This window comes from Streptomyces sp. Je 1-332 (genome assembly GCF_040730185.1).
In the GTDB taxonomy this organism is placed as follows: domain Bacteria; phylum Actinomycetota; class Actinomycetes; order Streptomycetales; family Streptomycetaceae; genus Streptomyces.
Genome location: NZ_CP160402.1, coordinates 7,422,819 through 7,440,846 on the forward strand (window position 1 = coordinate 7,422,819; position 18,028 = coordinate 7,440,846).

The window sequence follows — 18,028 nt, forward strand, 5'->3', positions numbered from 1 at the left end:
AGTGTCGCCGGTCACGGTTCTAGGCGTTCGCTGCCGTCGAAGCGGCGGTGAAACGGGCCTCTGTGCGGGCTGTCTCGGTTCCGACGCGGTCTACGGCGAATGCCTTCACGATGTGTTCGCCCGCAGCCATGGGTGTGGTGGGCCGCCACGTCCAGGAACCGTCGACGGTGACCCCGGCCTCTCCAAGTTGCCGACCGTGCTCCCACAGCTGCACTCGCTCGGCGCCGGGTGCGCGGCCCTCGATACGGAGTGTGTCCACGGGCACGGGAGCACCGTCGCCGGGGACGGTGACTTCCGGCGGTCGCAGGGTGTCCAACACGGTCACGACGACATCGGTGCGCTCGGACTCCGCCCCGTCGGCGTGCTGCGCGAACACCCGTACCGTGTGCGGGCCCTTCGGCCAGGCATGACCGGGCGTCCAGGACCAGGAGCCGTCCGGGCGGACCGGGCAGTCGCCGAGGCGGCGGCCGTCCTCCCAGAAGTGGACGCGCTTGGCGTTGTGGGCGGTGCCGGCGAACCGCAGGGCGGCGCCGGGTGAACGTTGTCCGGCGGGCGGGGTGGTGACGCGCGGCCGGGGCACCCACGTCCTGGGCGGGTCCGAGGTCGCGGCCAAGTACTCCTCGACGGCGCTGCGGTCGCCCTGGGGGTCCTCGAAGCCGTTGCGGGCGAAGCCGATGCGCGGGGCCATGCCGTCCGTCAGCAGGTTCAACAACCCCAGGACGGCGGGCACGTTGCGGCGGGCGACCTGGGTGTGGTCGGGGACGAACACGGACTCGGAGAGCACGAAGTTGAAGTTCGTGCAACGCTCGAACAGCATCAGGTGGGGTTTGATCTGAGTGCGGTACTGCGCGTCGGAGACGGCGGAGAACACATAGATGTTCGCGTCCGTGTGCGGTGTGCCCCGCACCGTGTCCGGCAGCAGGGCGTCGAGTTCGGCCACGGCGTCGTCCGACGGCGGGCCCCCCATCATGTAGCGCGCGGTACGGGGGTGGAGGTCGCGGACGTAAGAGCCGATGGCGAACTGCGGGGCGACGGCGACGATGTTCCCGAAGCCGTGGGCCAGCCCGAAGCGCAGCGCCGCGGTGCCGCCCTTGGAGCTCCCCAGCAGGGTGCAGTCGGCAGGGGTGAGGGAGAGCATGTCCAGGAAGCGGTGCAGCACGGCGAGTACGGACTGTTCGATGGCGAAGTCCGTGTCCCGGCACAGGTAGTAGCTGCGATGACCGTCGAACTGGTCTCGTATCCACAGGACGTTGGCGCGCTGCTGGTCCAGGACGCCGTTGGACCAGCCGTAGTCGTCCGGCGCGTCGTAGTTGGCGAAGACGACGACGAGGTGCCGTATCCCGTTGCGGGAGTGGCGGAAGCGATAGTCGACAGGAACGGCGCCGGAGGTGTCGGTGCCGGTGTAAACGTGGCGGCGGTGAGGGCCGGGCATGGTGACTCCCCATGGACGGTCGGAGGTGGTGACTGGCGGGCCGGGCAGGGCGCGGCCCTGGAGCGGTCGGCAGGCGGTTAAGCGGTCAGGCCGCCCGGCGGTAGTGATCCGGCGCGTACCGACGGAGCCGGTGCGCCAGGCGGACGGACAATGTCTCCCGCACCTTCTCCTGGCGCCCGGTCTCGAACATGCGGTCCACGACACGAGCGGTGGCGCCCCCGTCGTCCAGTCCGCAGAAGCGCTGTCGGAAGGCGCGGTAGCGGAGCCGGTGGCCGCGCTCGGTGCGGTCGAGGTCGCACAGCGCGTCCACCAGTGCGGTCGACGTCTCCAGGAGCGGGCCGGGAGCCTCCTGGGCGAAGTCGAAGTAGAAGCCGCGCAGGGTGTCGCGGTAGTGCTCGAGGTCGTAGGTGAAGAACAGCATCGGGCGACCGGTGTTGGCGAAGTCGAACATCAGCGACGAATAGTCGGTGACCAGCACGTCGGTGACGAGCATGAGGTCGGCCATGTCGGGATGGGCCGACACGTCGAAGACGAAGCCGTCACCCGCACCCGGCACCGGGTCGACGACGTTGGGGTGCCGCCGTACCAGCAGCACGTGGTCGTCGCCGAGCCGGCGGCGGGCGTCCGCCACATCGATCCGGAAGTCGAACCGGTACCTGCCCGCGCCGTGGTACTGGTCGTCACGCCAGGTAGGCGCGTACAGCACCGTCTTCTTGCCGTCGGGCAGGCCGAGGCGGGCGCGCACGGCGCGGGCCCGATCGTCCCGGTCGGCGGAGTACAGCACGTCGTTGCGCGGGTAGCCGGTCTGCAGTATCTCGCCGTGGAAGTCGAAGGCGCGGCGCAGAATCGGCGTGCTGAACTCGTTGGGCGACACGAGCATCGACCACTGGCGCGCCTCGCGGCCGATCCGCTCCAGATAGTCGCGGTCGGCGAAATGGACGGCCGGCATGTCGTGCCCGATCCGCTTCAGGGGGGTGCCGTGCCAGGTCTGTACGACGGTCTGGCCCTCGCGGCGGGTGAACCATCCCGGTATGTGGTTGTTGTGGACGAGGAAGCGGCTGCGGGCCATCGCCTCGTACCACTCGGGCGACCACATCCGCACCGCACGGCCCGGGGCGGGGATCTGCACCTGATCGTCCCGCACGGTCCACAGCAGCTCCAGGTCCGTGCCGCGGCGCACCAGCTCCTCGTACACGGCACGCGGACTGTCGGAGAACTGGGTGCCGCGGAAGCTGTCGAACAGCACCGCGTCACGCAGCGGTCGCTTCTGTTCCTGCGGGAAGTACCGCGCCTGGAGCCGCTTCTGCCGGTAGGGGCCGCGGGCCGTGACGGGCATCGCGGAGAACACCATCAGGGTGAGCTTGTCGTATCCCTGGGTCTGCGCCTCGTAGCGCCGGCCCTCCGCGTCGACGTACGTGGCAGGCAGACCGGCGAGGAGATCCCGGTGCAGCTTGACGGTGACGCGCTGCGGGTCGCCGTGCGGCTGGACGATGCTCAGCGCCAGGTCCCAGCGGCCGGAGTGCAGCGGCAGGGTGCCGGCCGGGCCACTCATGCGCGCCGGGTCGAACGTGGCGCGGAACCGGCCGCCGACACATGTGACGGGTACGGCGTGCTCCTCCCGCTTGGCGCGTGAGCGCAGCACCAGACGCAGTGCGTCGCGCTGGCGGGGCGTCAGGTTCGCGTAGCCGGGATAGTCGCCCGCCAGGACCAGGGTTCCGTCGGCGGACCAGGAGCATCGGTCGGCGACGGGCAGCTCGGCCCGCTCCCACAGGACCAGATATCCGGCGCCGTTGCGGTGCACGACGACCTCCCGGTGCCCCCGCTCGGCCCCGCCCGAGGCCACGACGTACATGCCGTCCGCGGTCTCCGGGGGCACGACCGGATAGAACGGCCGCTTCCGGCCGGGTATGTGCAAAGTGGTCTTCCAGCCGTTGCCGCCGTCCCGCCAGGCACGCGGCACCGTCTCGGGGTGGGCGGAGGCGGCGGAGGCGAGCAGCGCGACGGGGAAGCGGACGGTGAACCGGCACCAGCCGTCGCCGCCGGGGCGGAAGACGACGGGCGCGTCATGCTGTCCGGCACCGGTGAGCCGGCGCAGCCGCAAGATGCCGGTGGGCGGCACCTCGTCGGCGAGCAGCACACCGTCGAGTTCCAGCTCGTCGCCGCGCATACGGTGGCCGGTGATGCGGCAACGGACCTTCTCCACACGGATCTTGAGGGAGCCGTCGACGAACAGCGGCACGATGCGGATGTTCGGCGCGACGTACTGCGACGGGGGGTGCGAGGCCGAGCAGTTGTCTCCGGCGATGACCCGCCCGTAGCGGAGCACGCCGCGGGTGAGGGAGCCCGCGGCGACGTCCCAGGTGCCCTCCACCCACCGCCCGCGGTGCTGGAGGCGCCGTGGGTCGAAGGACGCCTCAAAGCCCGCCCAGTCGTAGGAGTACCGCTTCTGCCGCGAGTACTCGGTGGCCTCGGGCGTGTACGTGCTCCTCGCGGGGATGGCGAGCATCCGGCGTTGCTTGCGGTGACGGACGACGAGGCCCTTCACGGTGTCGCGGCGGCGGGCCGCGTCCAGGTGGTGCACGTAGGAGCGCCCGGAAAGGCGCAGGACGCCGTCCTCCCAGCGGGCCGAGGTGAGCGAGCTGCGCAGGCCCAGCTCGTCGCCGACGCGCAGCGCCTTGCGCGGCACTCCGACGGCGCGCAGGTCGGCGTAGGGGGCGTCCAGACGGGGCCGCAGCAGGCCACGCCGGACGGGCAGCGGCCCCCCGCCGCGTTCCCGTTCGATCAGCGCGACGAGTTCGTCCTTGCGTCCCGCGGCGACGAGATGCCATTTCACGCGGGCGACGGCAGGCAGGTCGTCGAGCACGTCCGCGTGAGCGGCGGCCAAGAACGCCTGGCCGGCGGCGAGGAAGTGATCCCGGAATTCCTCCTCGGCGTCGGGGAGCACATTCATGTGCAGCATCAGGTCGCTCTTGAGGCACGCAGCGTCGTATCGCCGTTTGAAAAGGGAGTACTCCAGTTTGTTGTGCGAACCGAGGAAACGGCTGATGGACTCGACGGCGGTGAACCGGTCCTTGAGATTGCCCAGTTCGGACTGGCGCTGGGTGATGGACGGGCCCGCGCCGGCGTCGCGGCGGCGCCAGAAGTAGACGTGATCGCGTACGACATCGACGGCCGCCGCACTGAAGTGCGCGTAGAGGTTGACCCAGATGTCCTCGTACAGAATGTCTTCGGGGAACGCGATGTCGTGGGCGTCCCAGAAGGAGCGGCGGAATACTTTGTTCCACACCGTGCGATCGTAGAGCAGCTCGGGGGTGCGGGTGATATGGGTGCGGCGCTGGTCGCGGTTCATGAATTCGCGGTGCAGGGGGGACTGCCAGATCCGCCGGGAATCCATCATTCGTACGTTGCCGGAGATGAAGTCCGATCCGGTGCGGCGCAGTGTCCGGATCATCAGTTCGTACCCGGTCTCGGTGACGACGTCGTCACCGTCGAGGAAGCCGAGGAACTCGGCGTCCGTGGAAGCGGCACGAATGCCCGTGTTGCGGGCGTGCCCAGGGCCGTGCGATTCCTGCCGTATCAGGCGAAACCGGGTATCGAGGGCGCAGAACCGCTCCGCCAGCTCCGTGGACCCGTCGGTGGAGCCGTCGTCCACGAGGATCGCCTCGAAGTCGGCAAAGCTCTGCAGGGCGAGGGAGCGCAAGCACTCCCCGAGATAAGCCTCAACGTTCTGGAATGGAACGACGACACTGAGTACCGGCACGAGGTGGGTCCCTTTCTGCCGCTCTTCCCGTTCACCACGGGAACTGGCATTACCAGAGAACCTGCCGGATGTGAGAACGCGGCCGGAGAAGGCCGTGAGACGGAGGGGAGAGACAAGGGAGATCGCTGAGAAGAAGATGTGAAACTGATGTGAGACCGGGGAACTCCGCGGTCTGCGTGATCTACGCGCCGAGTTCGGGATCGAAGAGATACCCGTGGCCACGGCGTGTGTGCACAGCTGGCGGCCCCAGCGGATCAAGTTTCTTCCGCAGGTACCTTACATATGTGTTGACGACATCCTTGCTCGCGAAGGGTGAGCCCCACACACTTGCGAGAAGCTGTTCGCGCGACAGTACCTGCCGTGGGTGACGCATAAAGAATTCAAGAAGCGCATACTCAGTACGCGACAGGTGTACTGGAGTGCCACCGCGGCTCGCCACACGCAGTTGCGGATCGAGCGTGACATCGCCGACGGTGAGGGTGTCGGCACCCGAGGCAGGCCCGGCCGCTCCGGGGTCGCCTGCGCGCTCCCAATTGCAGCGCCTGATCAGGGCGCGGACGCGAAGCTGCATCGCGGTGACATCGCTGGGCCACACCATGTAAAGGTCCACACCGGCGCCGTATGCGGCGACGTGGAGGTTCACATCGGGGTCCCGGCTGAGAATCACGGCGGGCGTACGGTAGCCCCGCTCTCGCAACTCTCGAATCACCGTGATGGCGCTGCCGTCCGAAAGGTCCTCGACGCTCATCAACAGATCGGGCTGTTCCCGGTCGGCGAGTTCGGACAGTTCGGCGGCGGAGAGAGTCGTGAGAGGTTCCAGGTCCAGCAGATCACGGCACAGCTGTGCGGCTCGGGCAGGAGGCAACGCCTCATTGCAGCCGATCAGGGCTCGCCGGAAGCGCGGGCTCTCAGGGCTGGTCATGATCATCCCTCCTGTCGGTTATGCGGGGATGTCATGGCATCTTGCCCTATAAGGTGCGGCGCGGCCCGCGACCTGCGCGATAGCGGCCCGGCTAGGGGCTCGCCCCTTTTTGAGAGCAGCCGGCGGGGAGCATTTGTCGCTGCGTCTGCTCGTTTCGACCGCCTCGTTCAGGGCCGGGACGGAGCGAGGGGGTCTTGCAGCCAGGGCAACGCGTCAGGCCGTGAGTTGTGCCGGTCACTCCTGCCGTGTCATCGCGGGCTTTGGCCTCTGCCGACGCGGGGAGCACGCGGGCATGGAACCCAGGGACCGACCCGCGGGTGCGGGAAGCACCGCCGCGCTTGCGGAGAGAAATCGATTTTCGGGGTTCCGCACCCGCGGGGTGCCAGGCTCTGCAGCGCAGAGCGGCGACCAGCGGCCGGAACGCCGCCCGGCTCGCCGCCGAAACTCCCGCGCTCTTCGTCTTCTCTGTCAAGTCCTGCATGTTGAACGAACCACGCCCTGTCGAGCGCTTCACTCGGCCTTGGCTGAGTGGGCGGCGCCGGGGCCCCCGGTGCGGCAGACTCCGTGATGGATCTGTCGCACTACGCGATGTCAGGCGTTTGGATCAGCTTCCGAGACGATCTCGTTGGCGTCCCGCAGTCGCATGCTGCCGCCAACTGCTTCCCGTACGGCCTTCACTGCTGCGACGTGGTTGGCTCCGGGAGTGATGCCGGCCTCGCTCAGGACGTTGCGAACCCATCGGGTCCGCACCTCGGTATCGGTCAGGCGCTGTTCCTCGGCGACTAGTTGAGCGGCGTGCTCCAGGCCGGGTCGCTCCTGTGGGGAGGCTTCGGCCAGAGCGTGTTGGATTGCCGCGGCGATCACGTCGGCTTCGCGCAAGACGGTCAGGGGTGGTTCTTTGCCAGGTCCGAACATGTGGGGGGATCCTTGCTTACTCGGTGGACGAGATCGCACCACAATTGGCCCCCCACGATGACCGCGAGCAGTTTGCAACCGGCGTCGACCTCCTCCTCGCAGGCATCGCTGTCACCGCACACCCGCGCGAGGCCCGACTGCCTCGATGACCGCGCCTGTCAGGGAAGGAATGACTTGTCCCCTGCCCGACAGGCGAACCGTCGCACCTGGCCGCGAGTCAGGCGCGGCGGGCGGCCCACACCGTGCGCTCGGTGCGTACGGCGAGGTCCTCGCGGAGCAGCAGGCTGTTCGGGCTGCTGGTGTCCAGGAGCTCGTCCAGTGCGGCGAGGTCCTCGGGGCTGAGAGCCGGGGCGGCGACGCTGCGAATTCGCTGCAAAATGCCGTAGGCGTAGCGGCCGACCGCTTCGCTGCGCGCCCCTGTGACGCTGACAGTGAGGGTGCGATCGTCCTCGACGGTGAAGTCGGCGGCGGTCAGCATCGGCCCCCAGTCGGCGCCGCGGTGCGGAAGGCGCTCGGCGTGGAAGCTGTTGGTCGCAGCATGGGCGCGCTCTTCGAGGCCGGGCCGGTTCTCCGGGGCGTGGGCGGGCAGGAAGCGGGGGACGCCCGCGAGCTCGACGACGGCGAACAGGCCGCCAGGGGCGAGCAGTTCGCGGGCGTTTCGCAGGGCGCGTTCGGGGTTCGCCATGTGGTGCATCGAGGCCGAGGCCCACACCAGGTCCGGCTGACCGAGGTCGGGCCAGTCGTCGTGGTCGAGGTCGGCCTGCACGGTCCGTACGCGCTCCTGGATGTCGCGGGCGCATGCCTTCTCGCGCAGGAGCTTCAGGTGCTCGGCGGAGGTGTCGACGGCGGTGATGTGCGCATCGGGGAAGCGTTCGAGGAGGGCGAAGGTGCCCGCGCCGGTGCCGCAGCCCAGGTCCACGATGTGGCGGGGCTCGTCCTTCAGCGGCAGCCAGGCCGTGATTGACGCAATGTGTTCGGCGAGCACCTCGGCATCCAGGTCGAGGATCTCCGCCTGACCGCCGTCGCTGTGCGCATGGTGTCCGCCATGGCCGTGGGGGTGATGTCCGCCGTTGCCGTGGTGGGGGGTGTGCTGATGAGTGTGGGTCATGACTCCACCGTAAGCCGACCATGCGCCTGCCGCACGTCTCGTTGCGTATAAAGCAAAGAGGTGGTTTGGTGCACTGCCTCGCACGCAAGATCGCCCGCTTTGCCGGGCCTCCCGCCCGGCCGCGGCCCACTATGCGCAGGGGCCCTGGGCGCCTGTGCAGTCGGCTTCGGAGTCGTCGGTGCCGGCGTCTTTCTGGTGGCCGCGGCGGGCGTCGCGGTCGAAGATGCCCAGGATCTCGCAGGGTCCGCCTTCGGCGCCGATGGCGTGCGGCATCATGGTGGGGAACTCGGCGGCCTGGTTGGTCTCGATGCGAAAGCGCCGGTGGCCGAGCATGAGGACAGCCCTGCCGGACAGTACGACGAGCCATTCCCGGCCGGGGTGGGCGCGCATACGGGCCGGGTTGTCGGGCGGCGGGTCGGTCATCCGCTGGCGCATCACGGTCATGCCGGGGTCGCCCTTTATGGGCCAGCGCATCAGCCCGTGGGCGCCGTCGATCATCGGGCTGATGACGACGTCGTCGGCGGCGTTCTCCACGAGCTGGTCCAAGGTGGTGTCCAGGGCGCGGGCGAGAGTGACGAGCTGGTCCAGGGCGAGGCGGCGCTGACCGTTCTCGATGCGGCTCAGTGAGGACTGGCTGAGGTCGGCCCGGGAGGCCAGCTCCTCCAGGGACCAGCCCTGTGCGACGCGCAGCGCGCGGATCCGTTTGCGTACGAGGCTGTCCAACTGCCCATCTTCTTGCTTCATAGGCAACATCATATGCCCTTGATGCAAAACGGGCTTAACGTCGAACCCAGGTGGTCCGGACGGGACCAGGTACGACGAAAGGGCACGACATGTCTGCGCAGACTTCCCCCTACGAGAGCGACGCACTGCCGACCGACACCGTGGACGTGGTGGTGATCGGCGGCGGCGCCGCGGGCCTGAACGGTGCGCTGATGCTGGCCCGCTCGCGCCGTGCGGTCGTCGTGATCGACAGCGGTACCCCGCGCAACGCGCCCGCCGCCGCCATGCACGGCTTCATCGTCCTCGACGGCACCCCGCCGCCAGAGATCCTCGAGCGCGGACGCGAGCAGGTACGCCAGTACGGCGGCCGCGTCGTCTTCGGGGAGGTGGCCGCGGCAGAACCCGCCACCCCCTCGGCCGACGGTGATCTGCGGTTCACCGTCACCCTGGCCGACGGCCGCACCCTGACGGCGCGCCGGGTGCTGGTGGCCACCGGCCTGCGCGACGTGCTGCCCGAGGTGCCCGGCCTGGCCGAACACTGGGGACACGGCGTGGTGCACTGCCCCTACTGCCACGGCTGGGAGGTGCGCGACGAACCCATCGGCATCCTCGCCACCGGTCCTCTCTCCGTCCACCACGCCTGGCTGTTCCGCCAACTGACCGACGATCTCCTCTACTTCGCCCGTGGCACCGACCTGGACTCCGAGACCCGCGCCCGCTTCGCCGCCCGGGGCATCCGCGTCGTCGAGACCGACGTGAGGGAAGTCGTCACCGGCAGCGACGGCGCCCTCGTGGGTGTCCGCCTGACCGACGGCACCCTCGTCGAGCGGCGGGTCCTGGCCGTCGCCACAAGGATGGAGGCCCGCACTGAGGGCCTGGACGGGCTGAAGCTGCCCATGGAGGACCTGCCCGACAACATGGGCCGCCGCTTCGCTTCCGCCATGGCCGGCACCACCGAGATCCCGGGTGTGTGGGTGGCGGGCAACGCCACCGACCTCGCCGCCCAGGTCGGGGCCTCCGCCGCGGCCGGAGCCCTGGCCGCCTCCCACATCAACGCGATGCTGGCCACGGCGGACACCGACGCCGCCCTCGCCGCCGCGCAGAAGGCCACCGGCTGACCTGTACGCCGCTGCTGAACAACCGCGCGGCCGCCATCCAGCGGTCCGCGCGGTGAGCAAGTCCCCATCACACCCAACTGGCGACCGGTCTTGTCCCGGCGCTGATTCCGCATGCCTTTTTGGAAGGAAACCATGAGTACCCATCAGCCTCCACAGACGCCAAAATCGCCGGTCGACGCAGTAGGTGCGCCGGATGCGCGTCAGCTGCGCGCGATCCTGATCACCGTCTCGATCGCTTTGATGGCTGTCATCGCCTCGGTGTCGGGGCTCAGCGTCGCCCAGACCCACCTGGCCGTCGAGTTCGGCGCCTCGCAGACCGCCGTCCTGTGGATGATCAACAGCTACACCCTCGCCCTGGCCGCGCTGCTGCTGCCGCTCGGCGCCATCGGTGATCGCCTGGGCCGCAAGCCCATGTTGATCGCGGGGTTGGTCATCTTCGGCGCCGCCAGCGTCCTCGCGGGACTCGCCCCGACGGCCGGGGTAATGATCGCGGCCCGGGTGGCCGCCGGCGTCAGCGCCGCGATGATCATGCCGATCACCCTGGCCGTCATCACCTCCACCTTCCCCGAGGAGGAACGCGGCAAGGCGATCGGTGTGTGGACCGGTGTCGCCGGAGGCGGCGGCATCGTGGGCATGTTCCTCTCCGCCCTGCTGGTCGACGTCGCCGACTGGCGCTGGCTGTTCGTACTGCCCGTGGTCCTGGGGGCCGTGGCGCTGGCGATGACACTGAAGTCGGTGCCCAACTCCCGCGAACGCTCCGCCCATTCCTTCGACACGATTGGCGCGCTGCTCTCCATCTTCGCCGTGACTGGTCTCATCTTCGTCCTGCAGGAAGGCCCCGAGCGCGGCTGGACCGCCCCCATCACGCTGGTCAGCCTGGCCGTCGGCGTCGCCGCCGCCGTTGCCTTCGTGGCCTGGGAGCTGCGCCGCCGCGATGCCTCGCTGTTGGACGTACGCCTGTTCCGTGAGCGCGGCCTGGCCGGCGGCTCGATCACCTTGCTGGTCGTCTTCGGTGTCCAGGCCGGTATCGCCGTGGTCCTCTTCCCGTTCTTCCAGGCTGTGCTCGGCATGTCGGGGCTGCTGTCGACCGTGGCGCTGATGCCGATGGCCGTCATGATGATGATGGGCTCGGGCCTGGCCCCCAAGGTGGCCGCCAAGATCGGCGCCCGCTCCACCATGACGGTAGGCGTCGCCCTGTCCGCGCTCGGCCTGGCGCTGATGGCGATGTTCGTATCCGTGGACGGCGGCTATCTGTCCATCCTGGCCGGCATGATCATCATGGGTATCGGCATGGGTCTGTCGATGACGCCCTCCACCGAGGCCATCACCGGCGCCCTGCCCCGCGCCAAGCAGGGCGTCGCCTCCGCGCTCAACGACGTCACCCGCGAGTTCGGCACCGCTCTCGGAATCGCGATGCTCGGCGCGCTCCTGGCCAGCGGCTACCGCAGCGCCATCGACGGCAAGCTCGACGGCATCCCCGACGGGGCCGCGGACACCGCACGCGAGGGCATCGCCAACGCCATCGAGGTCGCGCCCACCACCGGAGGCCACGCCCAGGATCTGATCCACGCCGCGCAGCAGTCCTTCGTCGACGGCTGGCAGCAGTCCATGTGGGTCGGCGCCACCGTCATGGCCGCCCTGCTCGTCTACGTCGCCCTGCGCGGCCCGAAGAACACCGCACCCCGCCAGCCCGACGCCGAGGCAGCCACCGAGGCCGAGGTCACGGACAACGTCGCCGCTCGCTGACCTCGCACAAACCCCGTGCGGGCGGAGCACGACGCCGCCCGCACGGCAGTCCGCCGTCGGGTACACCTCGACCACGGGGTGTACCCGACTGCCGTACAGCGCCTGCGCGTAACCCGATCCCCCGATCACACGCAGGAGCAGCGCCCATGACCACCATCGAGCTGACCACGGACATCTTCGACGAGGTCACCTCCGGAAACGACTTCGTGATCATCGACTTCTCGGCCGAATGGGGCAGACCTTGCCGCACGTTCGGGCCCGTCTTCGAGCAGGTCTCGAACAAGCATGAGGGCGTTGTATTCGCCAGGTCGACACCGAGGCACAGCGGGAACTGGCGCAGGCATGCGAGATCACATCGATCCCCACCTTCATGATCGTGCGCGAACAGATCGCCATCTTCCGCCGGCCCGGCGCCCTGCCCGAGGGAGAACTCGACGACCTCATTCACCAGGCGCGCAGCCTCGACATGGACGCATTGCACGCTGCCGTTGCCTGAACTTCGCCCTACAGCCTTGAACACATGCAGCGGATACCGCAGCGACTCGCGCTTCCTGTCAACAACGCTCGTGGTCAATACACCTAGTGATGGTAGCCGCAGCGATTGGCGCGGGGAGAGTTGAGTCAACGGCTCGGCCGCCGCAGGACCATGCTGGGCTTCGGGCTGTGTCCCCGCGGACCTGGATCAGGTCGGCGCGCAGGCTCTCGGTGCTGCTCCCGGTGAGATCGACCGACTCGATGCTTGCCCCGACGAGCAGGACCTCACCGTCGAAGACGCAGTTCACCAACGCCAGGTGTACGTCGAGCCGGGCCTGACGCAGATCCAGCGTCCCGGTGAACCGCGCGCCTTCGATACGAACGCGTCGGCGGCCCCTGGCAGCCTGCCCGAGAACGTATGCCGCGAGTCTGGTGCCGTCGACTTCCCGACCCCGGTCAAGATCTCTCCGAACTCCTCGCGCACCCCCGCCCCCGGCTGTCATTCGACCCCAACCTGCCTGTCACGAGGGTGAAGTGGCATCGCGCGACCGATGATGGCAGGTGCGCGCGTTCCCGGGAAGAGACCCTCGGGACGAGGCAGGCGAACTGGCCGCGGTGCAGTGCCTGACGCATGGTGGCGAGTGTGCTGGGAGCGTCACCGGTCCTTGGCCAGGGCGACGAGTTCCGCGAACAGGCCGCCACCGTCCACCAGTTCGTCATAACCGCCCTGCTCGATCACGCGGCCTTCGCGCATGACGAGGATCCGGTCGGCGAGGCGGGTGTTGTCGAGCTGGTGCGTGACGACGATCGTCATGCGCTCGGCGGCGATGCGTTTGATCTCCAGGAAGATCTGGTGCTCGCCGCGCGGGTCCATCTGGGAGGTCGGCTCGTCCAGGATCAGGAGGGGCGTCCGTCGGTACAGCGCCCTGGCGCATACGAGCCGCTGCCACTGCCCTCCCGACAGCTCGGCGCCGCCGAAGAGTTCACGGGCGAGCAACGTGTCGAGTCTCTTCGGCAGCTTCTCGATCGCCTCTCGCATCCCGACCGCGTCGACGGCCTCCCACACCAAGGCGTCGTCGAGGGTCTTGGGCTGCCCGAGGGTGACGTTCTCGCGGGCCCGCAGCGGCCAGCAGGCGAAGTCCTGCGGGACCAGCGCGGTCCGCGACCACACGGAGTCGGGGTCGGCGTCGGCCAAGTCGGTCCCGTCCCACCGGACTCGGCCCTTGTCGGCCAGCAGGATGCCGGTGATCAGTTTGGCCAGGGTGGACTTGCCCGACCCGTTCTCGCCCACGATGGCCAGGATCTCGCCGCGGCGCAGCGTGAGCGAGACCCCGTCGACCGCGGGTTCGCTCTTGCCGGGGTACTGGTAGACGACCTCGTCGAGGCGGATCTCCTGAACCCGCTCTCCGATGGTCAACTCGCCGCGCTGTGGGGCGCGTTCGGCGGCCGCGTCGAGGAAGGACCACATGTCGGCGAGGTACAGCGAGGTGTGGAACAGCGCGGCGCCGTAGATGACGAACTGCGAGAGCGCGGCCAGCGTGGTCTGGACGGCGACCACCGCGGTGGCCGCGATCGGCAGTGCGACGCGACCGGTGGTGGCCAGCCACGCGAGGGTGGCCCAGGTACCCAGGAGGAAGACCCCGCCGAGAGCGCTGGTGGCCAGAACGATGCGCAGCATGCGGGGCGCGGCGGTCAGGGTGCGCTCGTCGATGCGCTCGGACAGGGCGCGGTACCAGTAGATGAGGTAGCCGGTCATGCCATTGGCGCGGACCTCGTCGCCGTAGCGGGAGTAGGTGGCCCACCAGCGCATCGTGCCGCGCACGTTGCGGTCGCCGACGTTGGCGTAGTGCGTCTCGTAGTCCACGCGCGCCGACAACACGGCCCCCATGCCCGCCGGGATCACCGCGAGCAGCAGCAGGGGCAGCATCAGCGGATGCAGCGCGGTGATGACCCCGCCCGCCGCGATCATGCGTACGAGGGCGGCCATGAACCGCTGGGAGTCCTGGACCATCATCCGGGTCCGAGTGACGCCGACCTCGGCGGCCTCCTGCCGGTCGGCGAATCCGTCCTCCCCGTACGTCGAGGCTTCGACGCGGCACACCGCGGACACGAGTGCGACGTCCGCCTCCGTCATCAGGAGTGGGGTGATCCGCCCGTCGGCGTAGGAGGCCAGGGCGCCGCTGACGCGCGCCACTCCCGCGGCCGCCGTGACGACGACGAGCGCGGGCAGCGCGGCGTGCAGACGTTCGGATACCTCCCCTGTTCCGAGGAGCTGTGTCATGGCCTTCGCGGTGAACGCCAGGAGCAGGGCGGCCGCGGCCCCGGTGAGGATCTGGCAGCCGAGCAACAGCGTGACGGCGCCGCGGTCCACGGCCCAGGCGACGCGGGCGGTGTGCCGCAGCACCGACGGGAGCCGGCCGCACATCTTCGCGAAACTGGCCTCTGCCAGCGGGTTCCTGCCGTACTTCCCCTCGAAGCTGAGATGGGCCGGAGGCGGAGGGGGCGGCATCTCCCCGTTCGCGGTCGAGGCGTCAGTAGCACTCACCGTGCATCCCTCCTAGGGGCTGGTGCCGCACCTGGATGGCTCGGCGGTGCACGGCATAACGACGCTCCACTGGAATCGAACGCGCTCGATTCCAGACGTCCGTCGCCCCAGGAACCGCCGGGCTCCGAACGTGCGAGCACGGCGGGCACGGGCCCGAGAGGCGCCCCGGCATGGCCGAAACGCCGGCCTTGATTCGGGTGGGACGGATGGGGTTTCAGGCGGGAGCCGGAGCAGATCGGTGCACGCCGCCTCAGCCGAAGATGTCGTACGTCCGCCGGTAGATCGCGTCGGTGTGGCCGCGTACGTCTCGGTACACGTCCTCCAGGCGTCGGTACAGGTGGTGATGGGCCTGGGAGGGCAGGAAGATCTCGCCGGGGCGGACCATCGCGTCGATCGCCTCGTCGAAGTCGGCGTACACGCCGAGGCCCACCGCCGCGCAGATCACCGAGCCGAGGCCGGCGGCGCTGGATGCCTCGGCGCGGCGGGCCGGGACGCCGTGCACGTCGGCCTGGATCTGCATCATGAGGTCCGAGCGTGAGCCGCCGCCCGAGACGATCACCTCGCCGTACTCGGTGCCCAGTTCCTTCGCCATCCGCGCCGCCGAGTCGTGGATCGTCATGGCGAGCGCTTCCAGGATGGAACGGTAGATGTGGGAGCTGCCGTGACGTCCGTCGAAGCCGAGGATCGAGCCCTTGCGGAACGGGGCCTCGCCCGGCGCGAGCCAGTCCAGGACCGTCATCAGGCCGTCGGAGCCCGGTGGGACCTTCACCGCCTCGGAGTTGAGGTGGTCCTCGACGCTCACTCCCGCCGCGCGGGCCTCGGCGACCGCCTCCTCGCCGAGCAGGTCGCGGTACCAGCTGACCGTCCACATGCCGCGTCGTACGCCTCCGGACTCGTAGAGGTACGAGTGGGGAAGGGACGCGTAGTTGGTCCAGAAGTCCGTGGCGTTCTTGACGTTGCGGGGGCCCGTCGTCATGCCCGCGACGTACGTGCCGAGCGAGACGAGGAGCGTGTCGGGGGAGCGCAGCCCGCAGCCGAGGGCCTCGACCGCCTTGTCGTTGGCGGTGGCCACCACCGGCACACCCGCGGGGATGCCGGTGTGCCGGGCCGCGGCCTCGGTGACCTCGCCGAGGATGTCGCCGGGCAGCACCAGGTCGAAGAGCATGGCGCGCGGCATGCCGGACTTGGCGAGCTCCGCGTCGTCGTCCGTCCACTGCCAGGTGTCGGAGTCCAGCGGCCAGATACCGGCGTAGTTGGCCGCCGTGTCACGGAAGGCGGCGGTCATACGGTGGCTGATGTAGCCGGAGGACGTCGTCACGTACGCCGCGTCGGGGTTGGTGTGTGCGTAGGGCATACCGACCCGCTCGTCCATCCAGCTCATGACGGGCTGGGCGAGGGTGCCGTCCGCCTTGAGGACGGCGCGGCAGAACCGGATCGTGCACAGGCCGACGCCCACGATGTCCGCCGCGTCCCCGGTGAACCCGGCCATCGCCGCACGGCTCGCCTCGCCGATCGACGTCCACAGGTCGTCGTCCGGGTGCTCCACGACGCCCGGACGCGGGGTGTCGTAGGGGCGCAGGGCGGAGCGTCCCTCGCTCACGGCACGGCCGCGGTCGTCGAAGACGGTCACCTTGGACGACTGTGAGCCGTTGTCGATGCCGATGAAGTAGCGGGGACGGGTGCCTGACATGCCCACTCCGGGATGCTCGTGCGGGAAGGGGAGGTTGGGCGGCCCCGGTCGGACGGGGGGAGTCGACCGGGGCCGCCGCGCGGGGAGTTGGCTCAGGAGCCGATCGGGAAGATCGTGCCCTTGTTCATGATCCCGTTCGGGTCGAACGTCTCCTTGAGCTTGGCGAGGATCGCGTACGCGCTGCCGTGCTCCTGGGTCGTCCACGGGGCGCGGTACTTGCCGACGCCGTGGTGGTGGACCATCGAGCCGCCGACCTTGAGGGCCTCCTCCACGATGATCGCGTTGAGCGGGATGTGGTACTTCTCGATCTCCTCGCGCGGCTCGCAGTTGATCTTGTAGTCGTAGACGAAGTACAGGTTCGTGCCGGTCTGGTAGCTGTGCGAGGAGTGCGCGCCCAGCAGGACCAGGTCGTCGGCTGCCGGGTACTCGCCCTGGATGCGGCCGATCACGTTCTCGTACAGCTCGACGGTGCGCGACCAGTCGACCGACACCTCGGTGGTGTAGCCGAGTTCGGCCTTGGCCAGCATGACCTGCTGCTCGGCCTCGATCTTGTCCACGCCCCAGTTGAGGTTGTCGAACCAGTTCTCGATCAGGGCCGGGTCGACCTTCTCGTGCGGGTACTGGCCGACGACGCGCTCGATCTCCTCGCTGGTGGCGCGCACGAGACCCTTGGGGCCTTCGGCGACGAAGACGACGACGACCTTCTCCTTGTAGAAGTGGGAGAAGTGCTGGCGGGCGTCCTCGGGGGAGTAGACGCGCACGACCGACGGCTTGAAGCCGTTCGTGACGACCTCGCGGATCACCTTGATGCCGGTGGCCATGTCGTCGACGAGGAAGCCGTGGAACTCGTTGTTCTCCGGCTGGTACTTGAAGATCTTGACGGTGACCTCGGTGATGTAGCACAGGGCGCCCTCGTTGCCGATGACGATGTGCCGGATGTCGGGGCCGGCCGCGCGGCGCGGCACGTTCTTGATGCGGGTGACCGAGCCGTCGGGGAAGACCGCCTCCAGGCCGACGACCATGTCCTCGATCGCCCCGTACAGGGTGGAGAACTGGCCGATGGAGCGGGTGGAGACCAGACCGCCGTACTGGGCGAGCGGCTTGGACTGCGGCGAGTGGCCCGTCGTCAGGCCCTGCTCGCGCAGCTTGTCCTCCAGGACCTGGAGCGGTACGCCGCACTGGACCGTGACCTGCATGTTCTCGGCGTCGACCTTGATGATCTCGTCGAGGCCCGAGCCGTCGAGCACGATGGTGTCCTCGACGGCGGTCTCCAGGCCGCCCTCGGTGCCGGTGCGGCCGGTGCGCGCCACCACATTGATCTTGTTCTCGTCGGCGAAGGCGAGGACCTTCGACACGTCCTCGGTGGAGCGGGCGTTGACGATCGCGGCCGGGATCGGGCCGTCGAAGATGCCGTGCACCGACTGGTACTTCTTGAACCGGTCGACGCTCGCGAGCTTGAGCTGCTCCTCGTCCGTGACGATCTGGTCGGCGGCGAGCAGGTCGGTGAGCCGGGCGACGATGTCGTCGCGGGTGAGCTTGGAGAGCGACTGGGCCATGGTGATCTACCTCTTGGTGTGCGGTGTGGGGGGTGCGGA

General features: G+C 69.1%; 11 protein-coding genes and 1 pseudogene. 3 read left to right on the plus strand and 9 right to left on the minus strand.

The genetic code is table 11. The features are described from left to right. Positions 1-19 precede the first annotated feature (19 nt). The 6 genes from ABXJ52_RS33350 to ABXJ52_RS33375 all read right to left on the minus strand — a co-directional run bounded on the left by ABXJ52_RS33350 (position 20) and on the right by ABXJ52_RS33375 (position 8,881). Complete coding sequence (locus ABXJ52_RS33350) at positions 20-1,432, minus strand: hypothetical protein (RefSeq protein WP_367047276.1); 1,413 nt, start codon at positions 1,430-1,432, stop codon at positions 20-22. Between the two features lie 85 nt (positions 1,433-1,517). Then, positions 1,518-5,192 (minus strand): bifunctional glycosyltransferase family 2 protein/CDP-glycerol:glycerophosphate glycerophosphotransferase, encoded by a 3,675-nt coding sequence (locus tag ABXJ52_RS33355; RefSeq protein WP_367047278.1) that lies wholly within the window; start codon positions 5,190-5,192, stop codon positions 1,518-1,520. 181 nt (positions 5,193-5,373) lie between these two features. Beyond that, positions 5,374-6,114, minus strand: a complete 741-nt coding sequence (locus tag ABXJ52_RS33360) for a response regulator transcription factor (RefSeq protein ID WP_367047280.1) — start codon at positions 6,112-6,114, stop codon at positions 5,374-5,376. Positions 6,115-6,705: 591 nt separating this feature from the next. Then, positions 6,706-7,029 carry a hypothetical protein gene (locus tag ABXJ52_RS33365; RefSeq protein WP_367047282.1) on the minus strand — a complete coding sequence of 108 codons (324 nt, stop codon included), beginning with the start codon at positions 7,027-7,029 and terminating at the stop codon, positions 6,706-6,708. Positions 7,030-7,246: 217 nt separating this feature from the next. Continuing rightward, positions 7,247-8,137, minus strand: coding sequence for a methyltransferase (locus tag ABXJ52_RS33370; protein WP_367047284.1), 891 nt, complete (start codon positions 8,135-8,137; stop codon positions 7,247-7,249). Positions 8,138-8,266: 129 nt separating this feature from the next. After that, positions 8,267-8,881 carry an XRE family transcriptional regulator gene (locus tag ABXJ52_RS33375; protein ID WP_367047286.1) on the minus strand — a complete coding sequence of 205 codons (615 nt, stop codon included), beginning with the start codon at positions 8,879-8,881 and terminating at the stop codon, positions 8,267-8,269. 89 nt (positions 8,882-8,970) lie between these two features. Between ABXJ52_RS33375 and ABXJ52_RS33380 the strand changes: the two genes are divergently transcribed. The 3 genes and pseudogenes from ABXJ52_RS33380 (at position 8,971) to ABXJ52_RS33390 (ending at position 12,220) form a co-directional block, all read left to right on the plus strand. Next, positions 8,971-9,978, plus strand: a complete 1,008-nt coding sequence (locus ABXJ52_RS33380; protein WP_367047288.1) for an NAD(P)/FAD-dependent oxidoreductase — start codon at positions 8,971-8,973, stop codon at positions 9,976-9,978. 132 nt (positions 9,979-10,110) lie between these two features. Further along, positions 10,111-11,724 (plus strand): MFS transporter, encoded by a 1,614-nt coding sequence (locus ABXJ52_RS33385; protein ID WP_367047290.1) that lies wholly within the window; start codon positions 10,111-10,113, stop codon positions 11,722-11,724. A gap of 146 nt (positions 11,725-11,870) precedes the next feature. Then, a pseudogene (locus ABXJ52_RS33390) lies at positions 11,871-12,220 on the plus strand (thioredoxin family protein). Between the two features lie 633 nt (positions 12,221-12,853). Here the strand turns inward: ABXJ52_RS33390 and ABXJ52_RS33395 are convergent. The 3 genes from ABXJ52_RS33395 to ABXJ52_RS33405 all read right to left on the minus strand — a co-directional run bounded on the left by ABXJ52_RS33395 (position 12,854) and on the right by ABXJ52_RS33405 (position 17,989). Continuing rightward, positions 12,854-14,707, minus strand: a complete 1,854-nt coding sequence (locus ABXJ52_RS33395) for an ATP-binding cassette domain-containing protein (RefSeq protein WP_367049452.1) — start codon at positions 14,705-14,707, stop codon at positions 12,854-12,856. A gap of 286 nt (positions 14,708-14,993) precedes the next feature. Continuing rightward, complete coding sequence (locus tag ABXJ52_RS33400) at positions 14,994-16,433, minus strand: FGGY-family carbohydrate kinase (RefSeq protein ID WP_367047291.1); 1,440 nt, start codon at positions 16,431-16,433, stop codon at positions 14,994-14,996. A 92-nt stretch (positions 16,434-16,525) separates the two neighbouring features. Continuing rightward, positions 16,526-17,989: an FAD-binding oxidoreductase gene (locus ABXJ52_RS33405; protein ID WP_367047293.1), complete on the minus strand. Its 1,464-nt coding sequence runs from the start codon at positions 17,987-17,989 to the stop codon at positions 16,526-16,528. Between the last annotated feature and the right edge of the window lie 39 nt (positions 17,990-18,028).

Coding starts and splice junctions, on each gene's coding strand:
- ABXJ52_RS33350 (WP_367047276.1), bottom strand. CDS start 1,432: ATGCCCGGCCCTCACCGCCGCCACGTTTACACCGGCACCGACACCTCC.
- ABXJ52_RS33360 (WP_367047280.1), bottom strand. CDS start 6,114: ATGACCAGCCCTGAGAGCCCGCGCTTCCGGCGAGCCCTGATCGGCTGC.
- ABXJ52_RS33365 (WP_367047282.1), bottom strand. CDS start 7,029: ATGTTCGGACCTGGCAAAGAACCACCCCTGACCGTCTTGCGCGAAGCC.
- ABXJ52_RS33370 (WP_367047284.1), bottom strand. CDS start 8,137: ATGACCCACACTCATCAGCACACCCCCCACCACGGCAACGGCGGACAT.
- ABXJ52_RS33375 (WP_367047286.1), bottom strand. CDS start 8,881: ATGAAGCAAGAAGATGGGCAGTTGGACAGCCTCGTACGCAAACGGATC.
- ABXJ52_RS33380 (WP_367047288.1), top strand. CDS start 8,971: ATGTCTGCGCAGACTTCCCCCTACGAGAGCGACGCACTGCCGACCGAC.
- ABXJ52_RS33385 (WP_367047290.1), top strand. CDS start 10,111: ATGAGTACCCATCAGCCTCCACAGACGCCAAAATCGCCGGTCGACGCA.
- ABXJ52_RS33395 (WP_367049452.1), bottom strand. CDS start 14,707: ATGCCGCCCCCTCCGCCTCCGGCCCATCTCAGCTTCGAGGGGAAGTAC.
- ABXJ52_RS33400 (WP_367047291.1), bottom strand. CDS start 16,433: ATGTCAGGCACCCGTCCCCGCTACTTCATCGGCATCGACAACGGCTCA.
- ABXJ52_RS33405 (WP_367047293.1), bottom strand. CDS start 17,989: ATGGCCCAGTCGCTCTCCAAGCTCACCCGCGACGACATCGTCGCCCGG.